18 protein-coding genes are annotated in these 17,553 nt (G+C 65.5%); 6 read left to right on the top strand and 12 right to left on the bottom strand.

From position 1 onward, the window contains the following. Positions 1–11 precede the first annotated feature (11 nt). Positions 12–923 (bottom strand): ketopantoate reductase family protein, encoded by a 912-nt coding sequence (locus R9J51_RS20020; RefSeq protein WP_432787702.1) that lies wholly within the window; start codon positions 921–923, stop codon positions 12–14. Between the two features lie 77 nt (positions 924–1,000). Then, positions 1,001–1,900 (bottom strand): LysR family transcriptional regulator, encoded by a 900-nt coding sequence (locus R9J51_RS20015; RefSeq protein ID WP_179505504.1) that lies wholly within the window; start codon positions 1,898–1,900, stop codon positions 1,001–1,003. Between the two features lie 88 nt (positions 1,901–1,988). On the opposite strand from R9J51_RS20015, the gene mdlC reads away from it, so the two are divergent. The 3 genes from mdlC to R9J51_RS20000 are packed head-to-tail and all read left to right on the top strand — an operon-like array spanning position 1,989 to position 5,402. Continuing rightward, on the top strand, positions 1,989–3,545 hold the full coding sequence (gene mdlC, locus R9J51_RS20010; RefSeq protein ID WP_179505503.1) for a benzoylformate decarboxylase: 1,557 nt from the start codon (positions 1,989–1,991) through the stop codon (positions 3,543–3,545). A 19-nt stretch (positions 3,546–3,564) separates the two neighbouring features. Further along, on the top strand, positions 3,565–4,911 hold the full coding sequence (locus tag R9J51_RS20005; protein WP_169475837.1) for an aromatic ring-hydroxylating oxygenase subunit alpha: 1,347 nt from the start codon (positions 3,565–3,567) through the stop codon (positions 4,909–4,911). Then, complete coding sequence (locus tag R9J51_RS20000) at positions 4,908–5,402, top strand: aromatic-ring-hydroxylating dioxygenase subunit beta (protein ID WP_179505502.1); 495 nt, start codon at positions 4,908–4,910, stop codon at positions 5,400–5,402. Before R9J51_RS20005 ends, R9J51_RS20000 begins: the two co-directional genes overlap by 4 nt. 6 nt (positions 5,403–5,408) lie before the next feature. Here R9J51_RS20000 and pcaF read toward each other — a convergent pair whose 3' ends face one another. Further along, positions 5,409–6,611, bottom strand: a complete 1,203-nt coding sequence (gene pcaF / locus R9J51_RS19995) for a 3-oxoadipyl-CoA thiolase (protein ID WP_179505501.1) — start codon at positions 6,609–6,611, stop codon at positions 5,409–5,411. Between the two features lie 214 nt (positions 6,612–6,825). On the opposite strand from pcaF, the gene R9J51_RS19990 reads away from it, so the two are divergent. Genes R9J51_RS19990 through R9J51_RS19980 form a run of 3 tightly spaced genes read left to right on the top strand, consistent with a single transcriptional unit; the run spans position 6,826 to position 8,025 of the window. Then, on the top strand, positions 6,826–7,317 hold the full coding sequence (locus tag R9J51_RS19990; RefSeq protein ID WP_168557821.1) for a flavin reductase family protein: 492 nt from the start codon (positions 6,826–6,828) through the stop codon (positions 7,315–7,317). A 15-nt stretch (positions 7,318–7,332) separates the two neighbouring features. Continuing rightward, positions 7,333–7,719 (top strand): Rieske (2Fe-2S) protein, encoded by a 387-nt coding sequence (locus R9J51_RS19985; protein WP_168557822.1) that lies wholly within the window; start codon positions 7,333–7,335, stop codon positions 7,717–7,719. Positions 7,720–7,725: 6 nt separating this feature from the next. Next, on the top strand, positions 7,726–8,025 hold the full coding sequence (locus R9J51_RS19980; RefSeq protein ID WP_179505500.1) for a YciI family protein: 300 nt from the start codon (positions 7,726–7,728) through the stop codon (positions 8,023–8,025). Between the two features lie 18 nt (positions 8,026–8,043). On the opposite strand, the gene R9J51_RS19975 is transcribed toward R9J51_RS19980, so the two are convergent. The 9 genes from R9J51_RS19975 to R9J51_RS19935 form a co-directional block, all read right to left on the bottom strand. Then, the gene (locus R9J51_RS19975; RefSeq protein ID WP_179505499.1) at positions 8,044–9,540 is read right to left on the bottom strand and encodes an aldehyde dehydrogenase family protein; all 1,497 of its coding nucleotides are present in this window, start codon (positions 9,538–9,540) and stop codon (positions 8,044–8,046) included. Positions 9,541–9,625: 85 nt separating this feature from the next. Continuing rightward, positions 9,626–10,651 (bottom strand): hydroxyquinol 1,2-dioxygenase, encoded by a 1,026-nt coding sequence (locus R9J51_RS19970; protein ID WP_246866323.1) that lies wholly within the window; start codon positions 10,649–10,651, stop codon positions 9,626–9,628. A 16-nt stretch (positions 10,652–10,667) separates the two neighbouring features. Beyond that, entirely contained in the window at positions 10,668–11,168 is a 501-nt protein-coding gene (locus tag R9J51_RS19965; protein ID WP_168557824.1) for a hydroxyquinol 1,2-dioxygenase, read from the bottom strand. Between the two features lie 121 nt (positions 11,169–11,289). Then, complete coding sequence (locus R9J51_RS19960; protein ID WP_179505498.1) at positions 11,290–12,357, bottom strand: maleylacetate reductase; 1,068 nt, start codon at positions 12,355–12,357, stop codon at positions 11,290–11,292. An 11-nt stretch (positions 12,358–12,368) separates the two neighbouring features. Next, positions 12,369–13,028, bottom strand: a complete 660-nt coding sequence (locus R9J51_RS19955; protein WP_179505497.1) for a 3-oxoacid CoA-transferase subunit B — start codon at positions 13,026–13,028, stop codon at positions 12,369–12,371. After that, positions 13,028–13,741 (bottom strand): CoA transferase subunit A, encoded by a 714-nt coding sequence (locus tag R9J51_RS19950; RefSeq protein WP_169475844.1) that lies wholly within the window; start codon positions 13,739–13,741, stop codon positions 13,028–13,030. The genes R9J51_RS19955 and R9J51_RS19950 overlap by 1 nt, the downstream gene beginning before the upstream one ends. Positions 13,742–13,772: 31 nt before the next feature. Beyond that, positions 13,773–14,636, bottom strand: coding sequence for a dioxygenase (locus tag R9J51_RS19945; protein ID WP_179505496.1), 864 nt, complete (start codon positions 14,634–14,636; stop codon positions 13,773–13,775). After that, the gene (locus R9J51_RS19940) at positions 14,633–15,991 is read right to left on the bottom strand and encodes an MFS transporter (protein ID WP_179505495.1); all 1,359 of its coding nucleotides are present in this window, start codon (positions 15,989–15,991) and stop codon (positions 14,633–14,635) included. The genes R9J51_RS19945 and R9J51_RS19940 overlap by 4 nt, the downstream gene beginning before the upstream one ends. 117 nt (positions 15,992–16,108) lie before the next feature. Then, positions 16,109–17,335: an MFS transporter gene (locus R9J51_RS19935; protein ID WP_179505494.1), complete on the bottom strand. Its 1,227-nt coding sequence runs from the start codon at positions 17,333–17,335 to the stop codon at positions 16,109–16,111. Between the last annotated feature and the right edge of the window lie 218 nt (positions 17,336–17,553).

Genomic DNA, 17,553 nt, shown 5'->3' with positions numbered 1-17,553 from the left:
TGTCCGGTTTGTCAGGCGGGTTCTCCCAGGCGAACCAGATCGGTGATTGTTTGCAGGGTAGGGGTGGCCACTGCATGCCGCGCGGCGATGGCCAGGATCGCGCCGTTGATCGATTCGATCTCGGTGCGCCGGCCGGCCAGCCTGTCTTGCAGCATCGAGGGTTTGTGCCCCCCATGGTTGGCCAGGGCGAAATCCACTTTGGCCATGGTGCGGGCGCGATCGAACGCGATGCCTTCGGCCTGCGTGACGGCGTCGATTTCGTCGACGATGAGGCCCACGATCCGGCGTGCCGGCGCGCAGTCGAGCCGGCCGACCGGCACCTGGCCCAGCGTGCACAGGGCATTGAGCGCGCTGTTGAAAGCCACCTTGTCCCACACCATCGCTTCGACCGCGGGATCGAACCGGGCGTTGAGACCGGCCTGGTCGAGCGCGCTGGCCACCGCCCGCGCCCGATCGTCGGCCGTTTGGGTCAAGCCCGCCAGCCAGACGTGGCCTTGTCCGTGCGAGGCGACGGCGTTGGCGCCATGAAGGTCGGCGGGAAAATCGGTAACGCCCCAGACGATGCGATCGCGCGGAAACACCGTGGCGATCGCATCGGTGTTACCCAGCCCGTTTTGCAGCGTCAGCACGGTGCAGCCGCTGTCAACCAGATGCGCGGCCGAAGCGATCGCGCCGGCGCTGTGCATGCCCTTGGTGAACAGGATCACGAGATTGACCGGTCCGGTTATCTCGGCTGCCGGCCGTGCATCGACGCGGGCGTTGCACCGCCCATCGTCCAGCGCCAGGTCGATGCCCTGGCCCGCGATGGTGGCCATGCGCGCCTGGTCAACGTCGGTCACGGTCACGGCATGCCCGGCCAGGGCCAGCTTTGCCGCAAACAGGCAGCCCATCGCCCCGGCGCCGATCACCACAATCTGCTGCATCCGAAAATTCTCCCTCGTGCATGGGCACGCGTACATGCCCATGTGGGTGCGAGTATCCGGACCCGGTTCTGGCGCTGTCAACCCGGCGGCAGAACCGGCATATAGCGCAGGAAAAAGCGCGCCGCATCGGGCAGCAGACCCGCGCGGCGGCGATAGACCCAGAACTGTCGCTGCGTTTCCAGCGCGGGCACGTCGAGCCGGCGCAACTGGCCGCCGGCAACGTAGGGCGCCAGCAGCGGAACGGGCAGCCAGCAGAGCAAACGGCTGGCCCCGGCAATGGCGATCATGGTTTCGACCGAACTGGTGCGGGCGACCACGCGCGCCTGGTGACCCAGTTGCCGTGCCAGCGCGTCGAACCGGGTGCGCGGGGTCATTCCGGCATCGGGCATGACCCAGCCTTGCGCAAACACGCTGGCCAGATCGGGGCTGTCGGCAATCGGGTGATCGGCGGCGCAGAACACCGCGAACAGATCGGTGTGGTCGCACTGGCCCAGGCACAGCACGTCCTCGGCATCGTCCTCGACCCGGCCCGATGTGATCGCCAGGTCGATCAGGCGCTGTTCCAGCGAGCGCACCAGCCCGCTATCGACATCCTCCATCGCTTCGAAGGTCAGGTCGGGATTGTTGGCCAGCATCCGGCCGACATGCGTGGCCACCAGCGTGCGCATCACTGCCGCTGCGGCTCCCACGCGCACCACGCCGCGCCGCAATCCGCGATAGGCGGCCAGTTCATCGCGCAGCGTGTCCATTTCGGCCAGCAGATGGCGGGCATGGCGAAGCAGTAGCGCGCCCGGATCGGTCAGCACCATGCCGCGCGTGGTGCGATCGAACAGCGGCTGCTGCAAGCGTTCCTCCATGCGCTGGACCAGGCGGCTGAGCGCGGGCTGGGTGAGATTGGCCTGGCGCGAGGCACGGCCGAGGCTGCCGCATTCGGCCACGGCGAGAAAGGCTTTCAACTCACGTTCGTCAAAATCCATGCAGCCAGGTTATGGCTTTTGGCCCAATTTGCAATTGTGCTTATCGTTGAGCGCGTCAGACTGTCGCAAAACACCGGGAGAGTTGCCAATGCAGACCGTGCGTGACGTGACGATTGCGCTGTTGCGCGAACTGGGCATGACCACGGTTTTCGGCAATCCGGGATCGACCGAACTGCCCATGTTCCGCGATTTTCCCGAAGACTTTCGCTATGTCATGGGGCTTCAGGAAAGTGTGGTGCTGGGCATGGCCGATGGCTTTGCCCAGGGCACCGGCCGCGCGGCCATCGTCAACCTGCACAGTTCCGCCGGTGTCGGCCACGCCCTGGGCAACCTGTTCACCGCGTGGAAGAACCAGACGCCGCTGGTGGTTACGGCCGGGCAACAGGCACGCTCGATCCTGCCGTTCGAGCCGTTCCTGTTTGCCGAACGGGCCACCGAGTTCCCGCGTCCCTTCGTCAAATGGGCGTGCGAGCCGGCCCGCGCCCAGGATGTGCCGGCGGCGATCGAGCGCGCCTGGCTGGTGGCGATGGAGCCGCCGCGCGGGCCAACTTTCGTTTCCATCCCGATCGACGATTGGGACCAGCCATGCCCGCCGCATCGGGCCCGGCAGGTCCATGCCGATCGACTGGCAGACCCGGCGGCGATCGCCGAATGCGCGGCCAGCCTCGATGCCGCGCGGCGGCCTGCGCTGGTGGTGGCGGCCGGCGTGGCACGGGACGGCGCCTGGGACCAGGTGGTTGCCCTGGCCGAACGCCACCAGGCCCGCGTCTATGTGGCGCCCATGGCGGCGCGCTGCGGTTTTCCCGAAGACCACGCCCTGTTTGGCGGCTTCCTTACCGCCAGTCGCGAGGCGATTGTCGGTGCGCTGGCGGGGCATGACGTGATCCTGGGGCTGGGCGGGCCGGTCCATCTCTATCACGTGGAAGGGCAGGGGCCCCACGCCCCGCCCGATGCCAAGGTGTGGCTGATCGGCGACAATCACGTGCATGCCGCCTGGGCCCCGGCCGGCCGGGCAATCGTGGCGCAGTGCCATCACGCACTTGATGCCCTGCTTGCCCTGTCCAGCCCGCCCCCGCGCGTTGCGCCGGCGCCGCTGGCGCGCCCCGCCCGGCTCGATGGATCGGCGATGACCGATGGCTATGTGCTGCAACGGCTTGCCGATCTGCGCGCGCCGCAATCGATCATCGTCGAAGAAGCGCCTTCCAGCCGGGGGCCGATGCACGATCACCTGCCGATCGTGCGCCCGAACACGTTCTATACCACGGCGAGCGGCGGGCTGGGCCATGGCCTGCCCGCGGCAGTGGGCATGGCGCTGGCACGGCCGCACGAAAAGGTGATCGCGGTGCTGGGCGATGGCTCTTCGATGTACGCGATCCAGGGACTGCATGCCGCGGCGCAATGGCATCTGCCGATCACGTTCCTGATCCTCAAGAACGGGCGGTATGAAGCCTTGCACCACTTCGGCCGTCATTTCGGCATGCAGCAACTGGTCGGCACGCATTTTCCGGAGCTGGATTTCGTGGCGCTGGCCGCCGGGCATGGCGTGCCCGGCCGCTCCGCGCACGACACCGCTGCGCTGGATGCAGCGCTGGCCTGGTCGCTGTCGGCCGATGGGCCGACCTTGATCGAAGCCATCATCGACTGAGCCGAGCGGGAGACGGACGATGGGCAATTTCACACTGCGCGACCTGGTGGACGATCGACCAGAGGACGGCGTTTTCCGAGTCAACCGCGCAATATTCACCGACGCCGCGGTGTTTGCGGCAGAACAGCGTGCGATCTTTGAACAGGGCTGGGTGTTCCTGGGCATGGAATCGCAGGCCGCCGGGCCGCACGACTTCTTCACCACCACAGTGGGCCGGGTGCCGGTCCTGGTGCAGCGCGATGGCGAGGGGCAGTTGCGCGCTTTCGTCAATTCCTGCCCGCACAAGGGCGCACGCCTGGCCCAGTTGCGCCAAGGCAACGCGCGGCTGCATGTCTGCCCCTATCATAGCTGGAGCTTCGACAGCGCGGGGCGCAACCGGGCGATCAAGTGGAAAAGCGCGGGCTGCTATGCCGAGGCGTTCGACCGCGATGACCACGGGCTGGCGGCGCTGCCGCGTTTTGCCAACTATCGCGGTTTCCTGTTCGGCAGTCTTGCCGCGGGCGAGATGACGCTGGCCGACTATCTGGGAGATGCGGCCAAGCTGCTCGATCTGGTGGCCGATCAAAGCGAGGAAGGGCTGGAACTGGTGCCGGGCCAGGTGACCTTCACCTTTGCCGCCAACTGGAAGCTGCAGCTCGAAAACTGTTCAGACGCCTATCACTTCACCTCGGCGCATCCCTCTTACATCAGCGTGCTGGAACGACGGCAGCAGGAGATGAGCGCGGATGTCGTCGCCTCTGTCTGGGAAAACAGCGACTACTGGAAGGAAGAGGCCCAGGGCGTGGCCGGGGGCAGCTTCAGCTTTGCCCATGGCCATGTGCTAAACTGGGGAATCTTCGGGATCACGCCGGCCATCCCGCTCTACGAGCAGGCGGGCGCGCTGGGCGAGCGGCTGGGCGAGGGCAAGCGCGACTGGATGTTCAACATGCGCAACCTCACCATCTTTCCCAACCTTCAGATTGCCGAAAATGCGTCTAGCCAGTTGCGCGTGATCCGTCCGATCGGACCGGGGATGACCGAAATGCGCACCTGGTGCATTGCGCCCAAGGGCGAAAGTGCCGCGGCCCGGCGCCAGCGCATCCGGCAGTACGAGGATTTCTTCAACCCCACCGGCATGGCGACGCCCGACGACACGGTGTCTTACGAAAACTGCCAGGCGGGCTTTGCCGGCATGGTCGCCCCCTGGCTGCAAGGCCATGGGCGCGGCATGACCGCCAGCGTTGCCGGCGGCAATCGGTTTGGCGATCGCATCGACCTCAAGCCCGATCGCAGCGTACTGGCGGATTCGCGGCTGTGCGATGAAACGCTGTTGCAGACCTATTATCGCGCGTGGGTGGCGCGCATGGCAAAGGAGCTGGAGGCATGACCGCGGCCCTGACGCACGAGGCGGCGCGCGACCTGCTCTATCGCGAAGCACTGCTGATCGACACCGGCCGCTATGCCGAATGGCTGGCGCTGTTCACTCCCGATATCGAATTCTGGATGCCCACCTGGCGCGACGAGGGCACGCTTTCGACCGATCCCGAGCGCGAGCTTTCGCTGATCTACTATCGCGGCCGCCGCAATCTGGAAGATCGCATCATGCGGCTGCAATCGGGCCTTTCCGTGGCGTCGACCCCGCCGCCGCGCGTGGTGCACATGATTGCCAACATCCTGGTTACCGATGCCGCAAGCGGGGCGGTGTCGGCGGCGTTCACGTGCCATCGCTTTGATGTGCGGATGGATCGGACCGACGTGTTCTTCGGGCGCTATGAATACCGGCTGGTTCCCACAGAGGGCGGGTGGGCCATCGCATCCAAGAAGATCATCCTGCTCAACGATACGATTCCCACGGTGGTGGATATCAACGCGATCTGAGCCCGGTCACACCCGCTCGATGACCATGGCGATGCCCTGGCCCACGCCGATGCACATGGTTGCCAAGGCCAGGTTCCCGCCGGTCAACGCCAGCTCTTCCGTTGCGGTTTGCGCCAGGCGCGCGCCCGACATGCCGAGCGGATGGCCAAGCGCGATGGCGCCGCCATTGGGATTGACGCGCGGGTCCTCGCTCGACAGGCCAAGCTTGCGCAACACGGCCAGGGCCTGGCTGGCGAAGGCCTCGTTCAATTCGATCGTGGAGAGCTGGTCGATGCCGATGCCCAGGCGGCTTAGCAGGCGCTGTGTTGCCGGCACCGGCCCGATGCCCATCACCCGCGGCGCGACCCCGGCCGTGGCCGCACCCAGAATGCGCGCACGCGGGACAAGGCCATGGCGCTTGGCGGCCGCTTCCGAGGCGATGATCAGCGCGCCGGCGCCATCGTTGACGCCGCTGGCATTGCCCGCCGTCACGGTGCCATCGGCGCGCACGACCGGGCGCAGTGCGGCCAGCGCCTCAAGCGTGACTGCACGGGGATGTTCATCGCGCTCGACCCGCTGGGGCTCGCCCTTGCGCTGGGGGATGGAGACCGCCACGATCTCGCGCGCCAGGCGGCCCGATTGCTGTGCGGCCGCGGCCTTGGTCTGGCTGCCTTGCGCGAAGAGATCCTGGTCCTCGCGCGAGATGCCATATTCGCTGGCAACGTTTTCCGCCGTTTCCGGCATCGAATCCACGCCATGCGCGGCTTTCATCGCCGGGTTGACGAAGCGCCAGCCAATCGTGGTGTCGAAGATGGCATTGGCGCGCGAAAATGCCGTTTCGGCCTTGGGCATGACGAAGGGCGCGCGGCTCATGCTTTCGACGCCGCCGGCAATCACCAGTTCCGCTTCACCCGACTTGATGGCGCGCGCCGCGATCGCCACGGCGTCAAGCCCGGAGCCACACAGGCGATTGACCGTCGTGCCGGAAACACCCAGCGGCAACCCGGCCAGCAGGCTGGCCATCCGCGCCACGTTGCGGTTGTCTTCGCCCGCCTGGTTGGCGCAGCCCAGGATCACATCGTCGACTTGGGCCCAGTCCACGCCCGGATTGCGATCGGCCAGGGCCCGCAAGGCCATGGCCGCCAGGTCATCGGCACGCAGCGATGACAGCGCACCGGCATAGCGCCCGATCGGGGTACGGATCGCATCACAGATAAAGGCTTCTGGCACTGGGTTTTCCTTGAGCAAGCGTGCGGTCGCGCCGGCTTTGTGCGGCGGCTGGGACTGCTTTTTCAGGTTTGGCCGGCCGCCGGTAAGCCGCAAAAGTCGATCCGTCCGCCCAGCGGTCGCGGCCGATCTGGACGCATGGAACGCCGGCAGGCATGCCGCCTGGGCAGGCCTGTTCCGATCGGCGGGACAACAGCAGGTTAGGAAGCGACAGCCCATGAGCACGATTTTGGACGCCACCGATCCGAGAACCTTCCGTGACGTTCTGGGATGCTGCCCCACGAGCGTTGCGGTGATCACGGCGTGCGAAGGGGACGAACGGTTCGCGCTGGTGGTGGGCACGTTCACGTCCATCTCGCTCGATCCGCCGCTTGTCGGCTTCTTTCCGGGCAAGGGTTCGGGCACCTGGCCCAAGATCGAGAAGACCGGGCGGTTCTGCGCCAACGTCCTGTCGGCCGAGCAGGTCGCGCTCTGCAAGACGTTCTCCTCGAAAGTCGAAGACAAGTTTGCCGAGGTTGCCTGCGGGGTCACCCCGGCCGGCCTGCCGCTGATCGACGGCGCGGCCGCCTGGGTGGAATGTCGAACCGAATCGGTGATCGAGATCGGCGATCACTATCTGGTCGTTGGCGCGGTTGAGGCCTTGGGGCAGGGCACGGCGTCACCACTGGTGTTCGTCAAGGGCGGCTTTCACGCCCCGCACGCCCTTTAAGCGGCAGTGGGAGCCATGGAACCAGCCGAGCAGGCCGAGCCAACCTGGCGCTTGCGGGCGCAGGCCCCCGCGCCCGGAACGGCACTGGGCCCCATCGCCGATATCGGGGCGGGCGGAAGGGAATATGTCTTTGGCACGGGCCTCAACGCCTTCAGGATGTTCGTCATCCGCCAGGGCGCGCAGGTCTTTGGCTATCTCAACTTGTGCCCGCATTACTCGCTGCCGCTCAACGTGCGCGAAAACGAGTTTCTTGCGCGCGATGGCCGCCGCATCATGTGCCGCCGCCACCTGGCGGTGTTCCAGGTCGAGGACGGGCTCTGCATCGATGGCGCCTGTGTCGGCAGCAAGCTCGATCCCGTGCCGCTGCGCGTCGATGCGGCGGGCCTGGTGGTGATCGGATAGCGGGCCATGCCCTATTTCATCTTCCGCGCCTATGACGAGCCCGCCACGTCGGCCGAAATCCGTGCCCGCGTGCGGCCCGCCCATCGCGATTATATCCGGCAGGAGCATCACGGCGTGCGCGCAGTAGCAGGCGGCATGGTCGTGGACGACCGTGGCGAGGCGGCAAATGGAACCATGCTGGTTCTCGAAGCGCCCGACCGTGGCGCCGTGCTGCGCTATCTCGAAGGCGATCCCTATTGGCACGCAGGATTGTTCGCGCGGTTCGAGGTGGACCGCTGGGAATGGGGGCTGGGCACGCCGCCATAGCGCGCCCAGCCAAGTATCCTATCGTGCGTAGAACGGTGGAATCTGCGCGTCGACATTGACCCAGACCGATTTGGGCTGGGTATATTCGCGCATCGCTTCAAAGCCCATCTCGCGGCCATAGCCCGATACGCCCACGCCGCCAAAGGGCGAGGCGGGATGGACCCGCTTGTAGCAGTTGATCCAGACCATGCCGGCATGGATCTGGTCGGCAAAGCGATGCGCCCGCGTTACGTTCTGCGTCCACAGCCCTGAGCCGAGGCCATAATCGGTCGAATTGGCAATGGCGATCGCTTCCTCGTCGGTCTTGAACGTGGTGACCGTTACGAAGGGGCCGAAGACTTCTTCGCGCTGCACCCGGTCGCCCGGTGCGGCGCGCACGATCGTCGGCTCGATGAAAAAGCCCTTGCTCAGTTCAGGTGCGGCCGGGACTTGCCCGCCCGAGAGGATTTCGCCGCCCTGGTCTTGCGCCACCTGGACATACGACAGCACGCGCTCGTGGTGGACGCGCGAGGTCAGCGGCCCCATTTCGGTGTCGGTGTCGAGCGGATCGCCCAGCCGGATCGAACGGGCCAGCCCGATGAACCGATCGAGAAATTCATCGGCAATCTTTTCATGCAGGATCAGGCGCGAGCCGGCGATGCAGGCCTGCCCCTGGTTGTGAAAGATGCCGAAAGCCGATCCGCCAACCGCCGCCGGGATGATCGCGTCCTCGAACACGATGTTCGGTCCCTTGCCACCCAGTTCGAGCTGCACCTTTTTGAGATTGCCGGCCGAGGACCGCACGATCTCGCGCCCGATATTGGTCGATCCGGTGAAGGAAACCTTGCCGATGCCGGGGTGATCGGCAATGCGCTGGCCGGCCGTGTTGCCATAACCGGTGACGATGTTGACCACGCCCTTGGGAAAGCCGACCTGCTCGATCAGTTCGGCCACGCGCAGGGTGGACAGCGGGGTGATTTCGCTGGGCTTCATCACCACCGTGTTGCCCGCTGCCAGCGCGGGGCCGAGCTTCCAACTGACGAACATCAGCGGGAAATTCCAGGGCACGATCTGGCCGACCACGCCGATCGGCTCGCGCTTCACATAATTGAGAAAGCCCGCGTCCACCGGGATGACCGAACCTTCCAGCTTGTCGGCCATGCCGCCGAAATAGCGAAAGCACAGCACCGTGCGCGGCACGTCGAGCCCGATGCAATCGCGCACCGGGTGGCCGGTGTTGGTGGCCTCCAGCCTGGCGAGGTAGTCGGCATCGGCTTCGATCGCATCGGCCAGCTTGAGCAGGAGCCGGCCGCGTTCGTGCGCGGGCAGGCGTGCCCAGCCCGGTGCTGCCGCGCGCGCGGCCTCGACGGCCAGGTCGACATCCTCGGCGCGTGCCTCGGCCACCCGCGTCAGGACAGAGCCGTCGAAGGGGTTGATGACATCGATCTCGCCGCCCGCCAGCGCGTCGACCCACTGACCGTCGATGTAAAGGCGGGTCTTGAGTTCGGATGGGGCAATCGGCTGTAATCTGGGCACGGTGGCATATCCTTGAAAACGGGACAGAAAGGGGCAGGAACTTTGCCAAGTGCCTGCCCCCTGAGCGCGAAATCCGGCTTGGGTGCTACCAGGTGACCGCGACGATCGGTGCCTCGCCCTTGGCGATCAGTTCGGGGATCATCGGCGAGCCGTTTTCCCAGACCAGCAGCATGGCACGCTTCTTGGCAAAGCCCTTGTGGCGGATATCGGCGGGCATGCACGAGACGTCGCCCGCGCGGGTGACGACCGTGGCGCGCGGCTTGGCGCTTTCCTTGTCCTTGATTTCCCAGTCGATTTCGTCCGACAGGGTGATGAACCATTCGCAGCGGTCGTTGCCATGGTCCACCGGCAGCGTAAACTCCTCGGTCGTGGGGCAGAACAGGCTTTCGCCCACCACCGAACAGACCGAGGGGTTCCACGTCACGTCCGAACGCGAGAGGTAGTCGAACAGATTGTAGGCGTGCACTTCGCCTTCGAATCCCGGCTCGGCTTCGATCACCGGCGCCGAGCGATCGATGTCGGGGAACATGCGGTTGGCGGGAAAGCCGTTGGCATCGGTGCGCAGCGGGGTGTCACCGGGCAGGCCGACCATGCGCTTGGCCGAAACACGGGTGCGTGTGATGGCGTCTTCGTTGCTGCCGTTCTTCGATCCCCAGGCCGATCCGGTTTCCATCGGTGCGGCAAACGGGTCGAACCCCTGGTTGGTCCAGTCGCTCATGATCGCCTTGAACAGCGGCATGAGCACTTCGCTGGGGAAGCGCTCCTCATGGTCGCGGCCGGCATCGTGATAGGCGTCGTTATAGCGGCCGGCGAACAGCGTCACCTCGCCATAATGGTTCACCGTGCCCACCACGTCGTCGAAATTGACGGTGCCGTAGAAGAAGCCCCAGGCCACGTCGCGCATCATGGCGCGAAGGAAGGCATCGACCGGCATGGTGTGGGTGCCCTTGGGCCAGCTGATCCGCGCGAAATACTCGTCGCGCGAGAACGTGAAGCTGCCGGCTGTGAACGAGCGGTAGCCGGTGGCGTTGTCGATCGGTCCGATTTCGGTGTGGGTGACAAGCGCTTCGCCCGAGGGCGCGGCGGTCGGGGCGTCTGCTGACATGGCCATGATAGGGATCCCAATCTCAAGAGTTCTGGCAGATCTCTGCCCATTTCTGCACCGTTTCCGGACCTTCGACGGTCTGGATCATGAGGCAGCCTGGGCTGGCGGCGTTGAAACGATAGGCGGCGCCACGCGGCAAAAGGCCCTGGTGCCCGCGAGACAGGACGATCCGTCCCATCCTGCGCCCTTCGGGTTCGCCGCCCAGCTTGCGTGCACCGTGGCTGCCTTCGGGGGCGAAAGCGGCGGGGGCGTCGAGCTTGAAGAGTTCGATTTCGACTTCGCCGTCCATCGCCAGGGCGAATTCATCGTGCGCGGCGGTGTACCAGTCCGATCGGCCTTCGGCGCGGGCCACTTCGATCACGTATTCGAAGTTCTTTGCAACAGCCACGCGTTCGTAGGGGCGCGATGTTGCCGCCACTTCGAAGACGTTGGAGAAGACGTAGTTCTTGGGGTCATCGTCAATGGGAATGACCTTACCCTTCTCGTAGTCGGTCAGTGAACCGAGACTGGTGCTGTAATCCATTGGTAAGTCCTTGTTCGTCTTGTGTCTGTTCGGCGTCAGAGCGAATGGGGATAGTTCCCAGACAAGGCCGTGGATTGTAAATCGGCAATGGCGGCCCGTCCGCTGGGCGTTCGGCGCGGGCTCAATCGGCGGCGGGTGGCAGGCCCTCCCAGGCGCGTTCGAGCAAGGCCTTGAGGCGCCGTGCCTCAAGCGGGGCGGGGTTCCAGTAAGGCTTGGCAAGGGTCAGTTCGACCACCCGGTCCAGCCCGTCACGCGGCATGCCCAGTTCCTTGAGCGAGACCGGCGCGCCCAGCGCCTGGGCGAGGTTGTGCAGCGCCAAGGGCGCGTCCCTTCGGCCCAGGGCCGCCTCGATCCGCGCGATGGCGTCTGGCGCGTAGGATGCGTTGTAGGCCAGGGCGTGGGGCAGGATCACGGCATGGGTCTGGGCGTGGGGCAAGTCGAACGTGCCGCCCAGCGTGTGGCAGAGCTTGTGGTGCAGGGCCATGCCCACCGCGCCCAGCGTCGTGCCGCAGAGCCAGGCGCCATAGAGCGCGTCCGAGCGCGCGGCCAAGTCATGCGGATCGCGCACCAGCCGGGGCAGGGCTGCCGCCAGCGCACGGATGCCTTCCTGCGCCATCAGCGAGATCACGGGGTTGGCCTGCTGGGAATAGAGCCCTTCGACCGAATGGGCGATGGCGTTGAGCGCCGAGACGACCGAGATCGCCACCGGCAGGCTGGTGGTGAGATCGACATCGTAGAGGATCACCTCGGGCAGGACCCGCAGGCTGGTCTGCGTGGTCTTGATGCCATCTTCGGTCTGACCGATGATCGCGGTGGCTTCCGATCCGGCATACGTGGTGGGGATGGCGATCTGCGGAAGATCGGTGCGCAGGGCGATCGCCTTGGCCAGGCCGATCGTGGATCCGCCGCCCACGGCGACCAGGCAATCCGCCCCGGCCGCTGTCACGTCGGCCATCGCGGCCAGCGTGACATCGACCGGGGTGTGCATCCGCGCGCCCGTGAACGAGCCGCAGGCCAGATCACCCAGGCGCGCGACCAGATCGCTGGCGACGCCGGCCTGGTCGGGCGTGGAAAGCACGAAGGCACGTTGTGCGCCAAGCCGGCCGATTTCCTCGGCCAGCGTGCCAAGGCTGCCCGGCCCGAACACGACCCGGGCGGGATGCGATTGATAGACGAAGGGGGATACCACCGGGGTTCCTCTCAATGCTGGGGCGCGAGCGCCGCGTGCGGCACGGCAAAGCCGCAGCCGGTCTTGGCACGGACTTCGTCCACGCTGACGTTTGGGGCGAGTTCGATCAGCGTGAGGCCGTCATCGGGCGATACGGTGAACACGGCCAGGTCGGTGATGATCATTTCCACGCAGGCCATTCCGGTAAGGGGAAGGGTGCATTGCTCGAGGATCTTGGCGCTGCCATCCTTGGAAACGTGGTCCATGATCACGATCACGCGTTTGACGCCGGACACCAGGTCCATCGCCCCGCCCATGCCCTTGACCATCTTGCCCGGGATCATCCAGTTGGCGATGTCACCCTTGGCCGAAACCTGCATCGCACCCAGGATGGCGGCATCGATATGGCCGCCGCGGATCATGGCGAAGCTCTGCGCACTGTCGAAATAGGTGGAGGTCGGCAACTGGGTGATCGTCTGCTTGCCGGCATTGACCAGATCGGGATCGACTTCGTCGGGATAGGGAAACGGCCCCATGCCCAGCATCCCGTTTTCCGATTGCAGCGTGATCTTCACGCCTTGGGGCAGATGATTGGCCACCAGCGTGGGAATGCCGATGCCCAGGTTGACGTAATAGCCGTCGTGCAGTTCGCGGGCCGCACGGGCGGCCATGGCGTCGCGGGACCAAGGCATCAGGCGTTCTCCAGGCGGGGACGGGTGGTCAATTTTTCGACGCGGCGTTCGGCAATCGTGCTTTTGACAATACGGTCCACGTAGATGCCGGGGATGTGCACCCCATCGGGATCGAGCGTGCCATCGGGCACGATCTCATCCACCTCCGCCACGGTGATCTTGCCGGCGGTGGCCATGGGGGCGTTGAAATTGCGCGCCGTCTTGCGGAAGACCAGATTGCCTTCGCTGTCGGCCTTCCACGCCTTGATGATCGACAGATCGGCGCGCAGCCAGGTTTCGCGCACATAGAGATGGCCGTCGAACATTTCGGTCGGCTTGCCTTCGGCCACCACGGTGCCAACACCCGTGCGGGTGTAGAACGCCGGAATGCCCGCACCACCGGCCCTGATCCGTTCGGCCAGGGTGCCTTGCGGCGTCAGTTCCAGGTCCAGTTCGCCCGACAGATATTGCTGCTCGAACAGTTTGTTGTCGCCGATATAGGACGCGATCATCTTGCGCACCTGGCGGCTGTGCAGCAGCATCCACAGACCGAACCCATCAGCGCCGGCGTTGTTCGAAATCACCGTCAGATCGCGCACGCCCGAGGCGTGAATTTCCGGGATCAGGCTTTCGGGATTGCCGACCAGGCCAAAGCCGCCCGACATGATGGTCATGCCATCGAACAGCAGGCCGGCAATCGCCTGGGCAGGGGTGGCATAGAGTTTTGATGACATCGATCGATCCCCGAAAATCCCGGCCCTGGATCTAGGCGCTGGGGGCAAGGCAGAAGCTGTAGGAAAGGCTGTTCCACCCCTGGGGGCAGTCCCGCCCATCGGGCGCACGGCCCGCGGCATGGCGTTCCAGATCGACCACCAGCGCCTGCTTCACGCCGAACACCACATCGGAATCGAGATAGTCCCCGCCACCGATGAAGAGATGCGTCACCAGCGTGCGGTGCTGTTCGGCCGCGATCAGGAAATGGACATGGGCAGGGCGCCACGGATGCCGACCGGCAAGGCCGAGCAGGTCACCCACCGGCCCATCGTCGGGAATGGGGTAGGGCGGCGGGGTGATCGTCCAGAATCGCAGGCAGCCTTGCGCATCGGTGCGGAAGCGCCCGCGCAGGAAATAGCCGCTGCCGGCCTCGTGCTGGATATCGTAAAGCCCGTCGTTGTCGCTGTGCCAGACGATCACTTCGGCATCGGGCAAAGGCTGTCCTTCGCCACCTTTGACATCGATGGTGACCCGCAGCGGCACGCCGCTTTGCCCGGCGTCCATGGCGGCATCGATCGGCAGGTCCGGCGCGTCCTCGACAAAGAAGGGGCCCAGGATGGTCGATTCCGATGCGCCGTCGGCATTGCGGTGGTCGATCGTGTCGACCAGCATTGACAGGCCCAGCACGTCGGACAGGAGAATGAATTCCTGCCGATCGCCGGTGCACATCTGGCCCACGCGGGTGAGAAACGCGATGCCCTGCTGCCACTCGGCAAAAGTCAGCCCGGTTTCCCGCGCAAAGCCATGGAGATGGGTAATGAGAAAGCTCAGAATCTGCCGCAGGCGCGGGTCCGGTGTGTTCCGATACTGGGCAAGCACACGGTCGGTCAGCGCGGCTTCGCTAGCGTGGTTCATAGATAATGCCTGCTGATGCTGTTCTCCAGCGCCCTGGCGATGTTGTTGGCGCGCATGGCCTTTTCCGCTTCGCTCAAGCCGCTGTCGTCGCGGTGAAAGGGGTGCGGTCTGCCATCGGTCAGCCGCGGTGCGGTTTCCTTGAGGAAGGCCATCAGCACGCCGCCGACCGACAGGCCGCCAAGCGCGACGTAGAGCATGGCCTGGATGCCGAAGTGGCCGATCACGATGCCCGACACCACCAGTGCAAGGCCACCGCCGAAGATTTCTCCCGCGCCGATGATCAGCCCGGCGGTGCTCGAAATCCGGCCTGCGGGTGCAGCTTCGGTGGCGACGGGGCCGGTCAGCAGCGACAGCAGGCCAAAGCTGAAGGCGCTCGCCACGAACAGCAGGGTGAACAGCACCGGCGTGTCTGCGCCGATCCGCGTGAACCAGAACAGAAACGCGGTGCCCGCCACAAAGCCGATGATCGCGGTGACGCGCCGGCCGATGTGGTCAGACACGGCAGGTAGGCCCCACTGCCCGGCAAACCCGCCAAAGCCGATGGCCGAGGTGACGATACCCATCTGCGCGGGCGTGAGCTTGAGATAGCCGGTCAGGTAGAGTGGGATGTTGGCGCTCAGCACGAAGATCCCGCACATCGCGCAAAACAGCCCCGCCATGGCCAGGGCGACGTTGCGATGGGCAAAGAGATCCGCCAGCCTCGGCTTGTCCGGGTTGGTGTCTTCTGCCTTGGACGGGCGCGCGATTGGGCGCGGCTCGCGGATGACCGAGGCCAGCAGCGCCGTGAGGATCAGGCCCGGTATGGCCACCAGCAGAAAGATCACGCGCCACGAAAAGACCGCGAGCATCTGTGTTGCCAGGATGGGGCCAAAGCCGAGCCCGAACAGGGCAAACGCGCTTTGCTGCAGGCCCTGGTTGAAACCGCGCCGCTTGGGGTGCGAAGCTTCGGCGGTAGAGGCAAAGCTGGTGGGGCAAAAGGCCCCTTCGGCCACGCCCATCAGCCCCCGCGCGACGAACAGCGCAGCCAGCCCGCTGACCATGCCGGACAGGCTCGACATCAGCGAGAAGGCGAGCAGCGAGGGGATCAACACTTTCTTGCGTCCCACGCGGTCGGACAGACCGCCCAGCAGCACCGCGGCAATGCCCCAGCTCACCCCCAGTGCGGCGATGAGATTGTTGAGATTTTGCGGCGTCAGGCCCAGGTCCGCGATCATGCTGGGGCCAAGCGGCGCCACGATCCAGCGATCGAGCCCGACCAGGCCGAAGCCGATGGTCAACAGCGCCACCGCCCGCCGCTCGTAGGCAGGCGTCCAGTCCGCGACCCCTGCATCTTCGCGCAAACCATGAATTTCCATGACATTCCCCCGCTGCTTCACGCTGCTGACGCGCGCGATTATGGCCGGAACGAGCCACGCCCGGCGCGCCGCGACAAGACGGCGCGCAACACCCATCCGCTGGGTGTACGCTTTTTGTCAGGCGTCCTTCGGGAACAGGGCCTTGCCGGCGACCAGGAAAACCGCCGTCACAAGGTTGAGCGCCACCAGCGCGGCGAACAGCGGCATGTAGGTGTGCCGCGTGTCGAACATCCAGCCGCCCAGAAATGGCGTGATCGCGCTGGCAATGGTCTGCAGCGAGATCGCCACGCCCGAGATCGCGGCAAAGCGATCGGGCGAGGTGCAGCGGCTGAGCAAGGCCATCGCGCCGACCTGGACCGCGCCAAAGCCTGCGCCCAGCACCGGCGGATAGGCATAGAACAACAAGGTGCCATGGGCATTGGCCAGCATGACGAGGCCGAGTGCGAACGTTACGCTGCCCGCCGCGAGAATGCGCCGCACCCCCAGCTTCTTGCCAAAGGCGCCGATCAGGAAATTGCCGATGAGGGTTGAGGCGGCCATGATCGACATCGAACTGGCGGCCGCATTGGGATTATGGCCAAAGTCCTGCAACATGGCCAGGCCATGGGCGATATAGAGCGAACTGCTTGCGCCGGCCGCCATGATGCACAGGATGATCAGCCAGATGCTGATCGAGGCCAGGTTGCCGTTGCCGGTGCCTTCGCCCGGAGGGCCGAAATCCACCACATGGGCCGAGCGCGGTGCATCGCGCACCACGAAGACGGACAAGGCCAGCGCCACGCAACCCACGGCGGTGAACACCAGCCAGCCCGCGCTCCAGCGATGGCTGTGCTCGATCACCGCGCTGATCACCGGCGCGGCGACAAAGCCGCCCGCACCCATCGTGGCATAGAGAACGGCAAAGGGCCGTGCCCGGTCCTCCACGAACCAGCCGGCGACGCAGGCCTGATTGGCCACGAAGCCGCCCGCGCTCATCGCCAGGCCGACGATCAGGCCGAACACCCCGATCGCGGCGAGCGAACCATGCACCAGAAATGCCATGATCAGCGAGCCGACGATCAGCGCCGAACTGCCAAAGATCAGCGTCCGCTGCGCGCCAAAGCGCCCGACGGCACCACCCATCAAGGGGGCGGTCAGGCCGGTGACCATCATGTTGGCCGATACCAGCAAGCCGAGCAGGCTGCGGTCGAGCTTCATTTCCGACACCATCGCGGTGTTCACGACGCTGGCGCCATAGATCGGAAACGCCGCATTGATGCACAGTATGCAGGCGCAGGCTGCAAGAATGCGCAGCTTTTGACTCCGCGTGCCCGTGTCGAATCCGGTTTCCGCCGCAAGGTCCATGATGATCTCCCGAACCCCTCTTAGGTCTTGAGCGCAGGGGTGCCTAGCTCAGCTATGGGAAAGGGCGCGCGCCGTCAGCCGCACAAGGTACGGCGTCCGTGCAGCGTACCAGGTGCGATTGTACGCTGCACGGACGTGCATGGCTCGCTGGTTGCGATGCGTCGGCGGCATGGACCAACACATCCTTCAAAGCTCGTCACCGCGAGCAGACGATAAAG

Origin of the sequence: Novosphingobium rhizosphaerae (assembly GCF_050920675.1) — a bacterium.
Classification (GTDB): Bacteria; Pseudomonadota; Alphaproteobacteria; order Sphingomonadales; family Sphingomonadaceae; genus Novosphingobium; species Novosphingobium rhizosphaerae.
Note: the sequence above shows the minus strand (reverse complement) of the source record. Positions and strands in the feature narration are given on the sequence as shown.

Excerpts from the sequence above, each read along its gene's own strand:
- R9J51_RS19970 (WP_246866323.1), bottom strand. The coding sequence starts at position 10,651 with ATGGCCATGTCAGCAGACGCCCCGACCGCCGCGCCCTCGGGCGAAGCG.
- R9J51_RS20015 (WP_179505504.1), bottom strand. The coding sequence starts at position 1,900 with ATGGATTTTGACGAACGTGAGTTGAAAGCCTTTCTCGCCGTGGCCGAA.
- R9J51_RS19950 (WP_169475844.1), bottom strand. The coding sequence starts at position 13,741 with ATGTCATCAAAACTCTATGCCACCCCTGCCCAGGCGATTGCCGGCCTG.
- R9J51_RS19980 (WP_179505500.1), top strand. The coding sequence starts at position 7,726 with ATGCCCTATTTCATCTTCCGCGCCTATGACGAGCCCGCCACGTCGGCC.
- R9J51_RS20005 (WP_169475837.1), top strand. The coding sequence starts at position 3,565 with ATGGGCAATTTCACACTGCGCGACCTGGTGGACGATCGACCAGAGGAC.
- R9J51_RS19945 (WP_179505496.1), bottom strand. The coding sequence starts at position 14,636 with ATGAACCACGCTAGCGAAGCCGCGCTGACCGACCGTGTGCTTGCCCAG.
- R9J51_RS19955 (WP_179505497.1), bottom strand. The coding sequence starts at position 13,028 with ATGCCTTGGTCCCGCGACGCCATGGCCGCCCGTGCGGCCCGCGAACTG.
- R9J51_RS19940 (WP_179505495.1), bottom strand. The coding sequence starts at position 15,991 with ATGGAAATTCATGGTTTGCGCGAAGATGCAGGGGTCGCGGACTGGACG.
- R9J51_RS20020 (WP_432787702.1), bottom strand. The coding sequence starts at position 923 with ATGCAGCAGATTGTGGTGATCGGCGCCGGGGCGATGGGCTGCCTGTTT.
- R9J51_RS19935 (WP_179505494.1), bottom strand. The coding sequence starts at position 17,335 with ATGGACCTTGCGGCGGAAACCGGATTCGACACGGGCACGCGGAGTCAA.
- R9J51_RS19985 (WP_168557822.1), top strand. The coding sequence starts at position 7,333 with ATGGAACCAGCCGAGCAGGCCGAGCCAACCTGGCGCTTGCGGGCGCAG.
- R9J51_RS19990 (WP_168557821.1), top strand. The coding sequence starts at position 6,826 with ATGAGCACGATTTTGGACGCCACCGATCCGAGAACCTTCCGTGACGTT.
- R9J51_RS19965 (WP_168557824.1), bottom strand. The coding sequence starts at position 11,168 with ATGGATTACAGCACCAGTCTCGGTTCACTGACCGACTACGAGAAGGGT.
- R9J51_RS20000 (WP_179505502.1), top strand. The coding sequence starts at position 4,908 with ATGACCGCGGCCCTGACGCACGAGGCGGCGCGCGACCTGCTCTATCGC.
- mdlC (WP_179505503.1), top strand. The coding sequence starts at position 1,989 with ATGCAGACCGTGCGTGACGTGACGATTGCGCTGTTGCGCGAACTGGGC.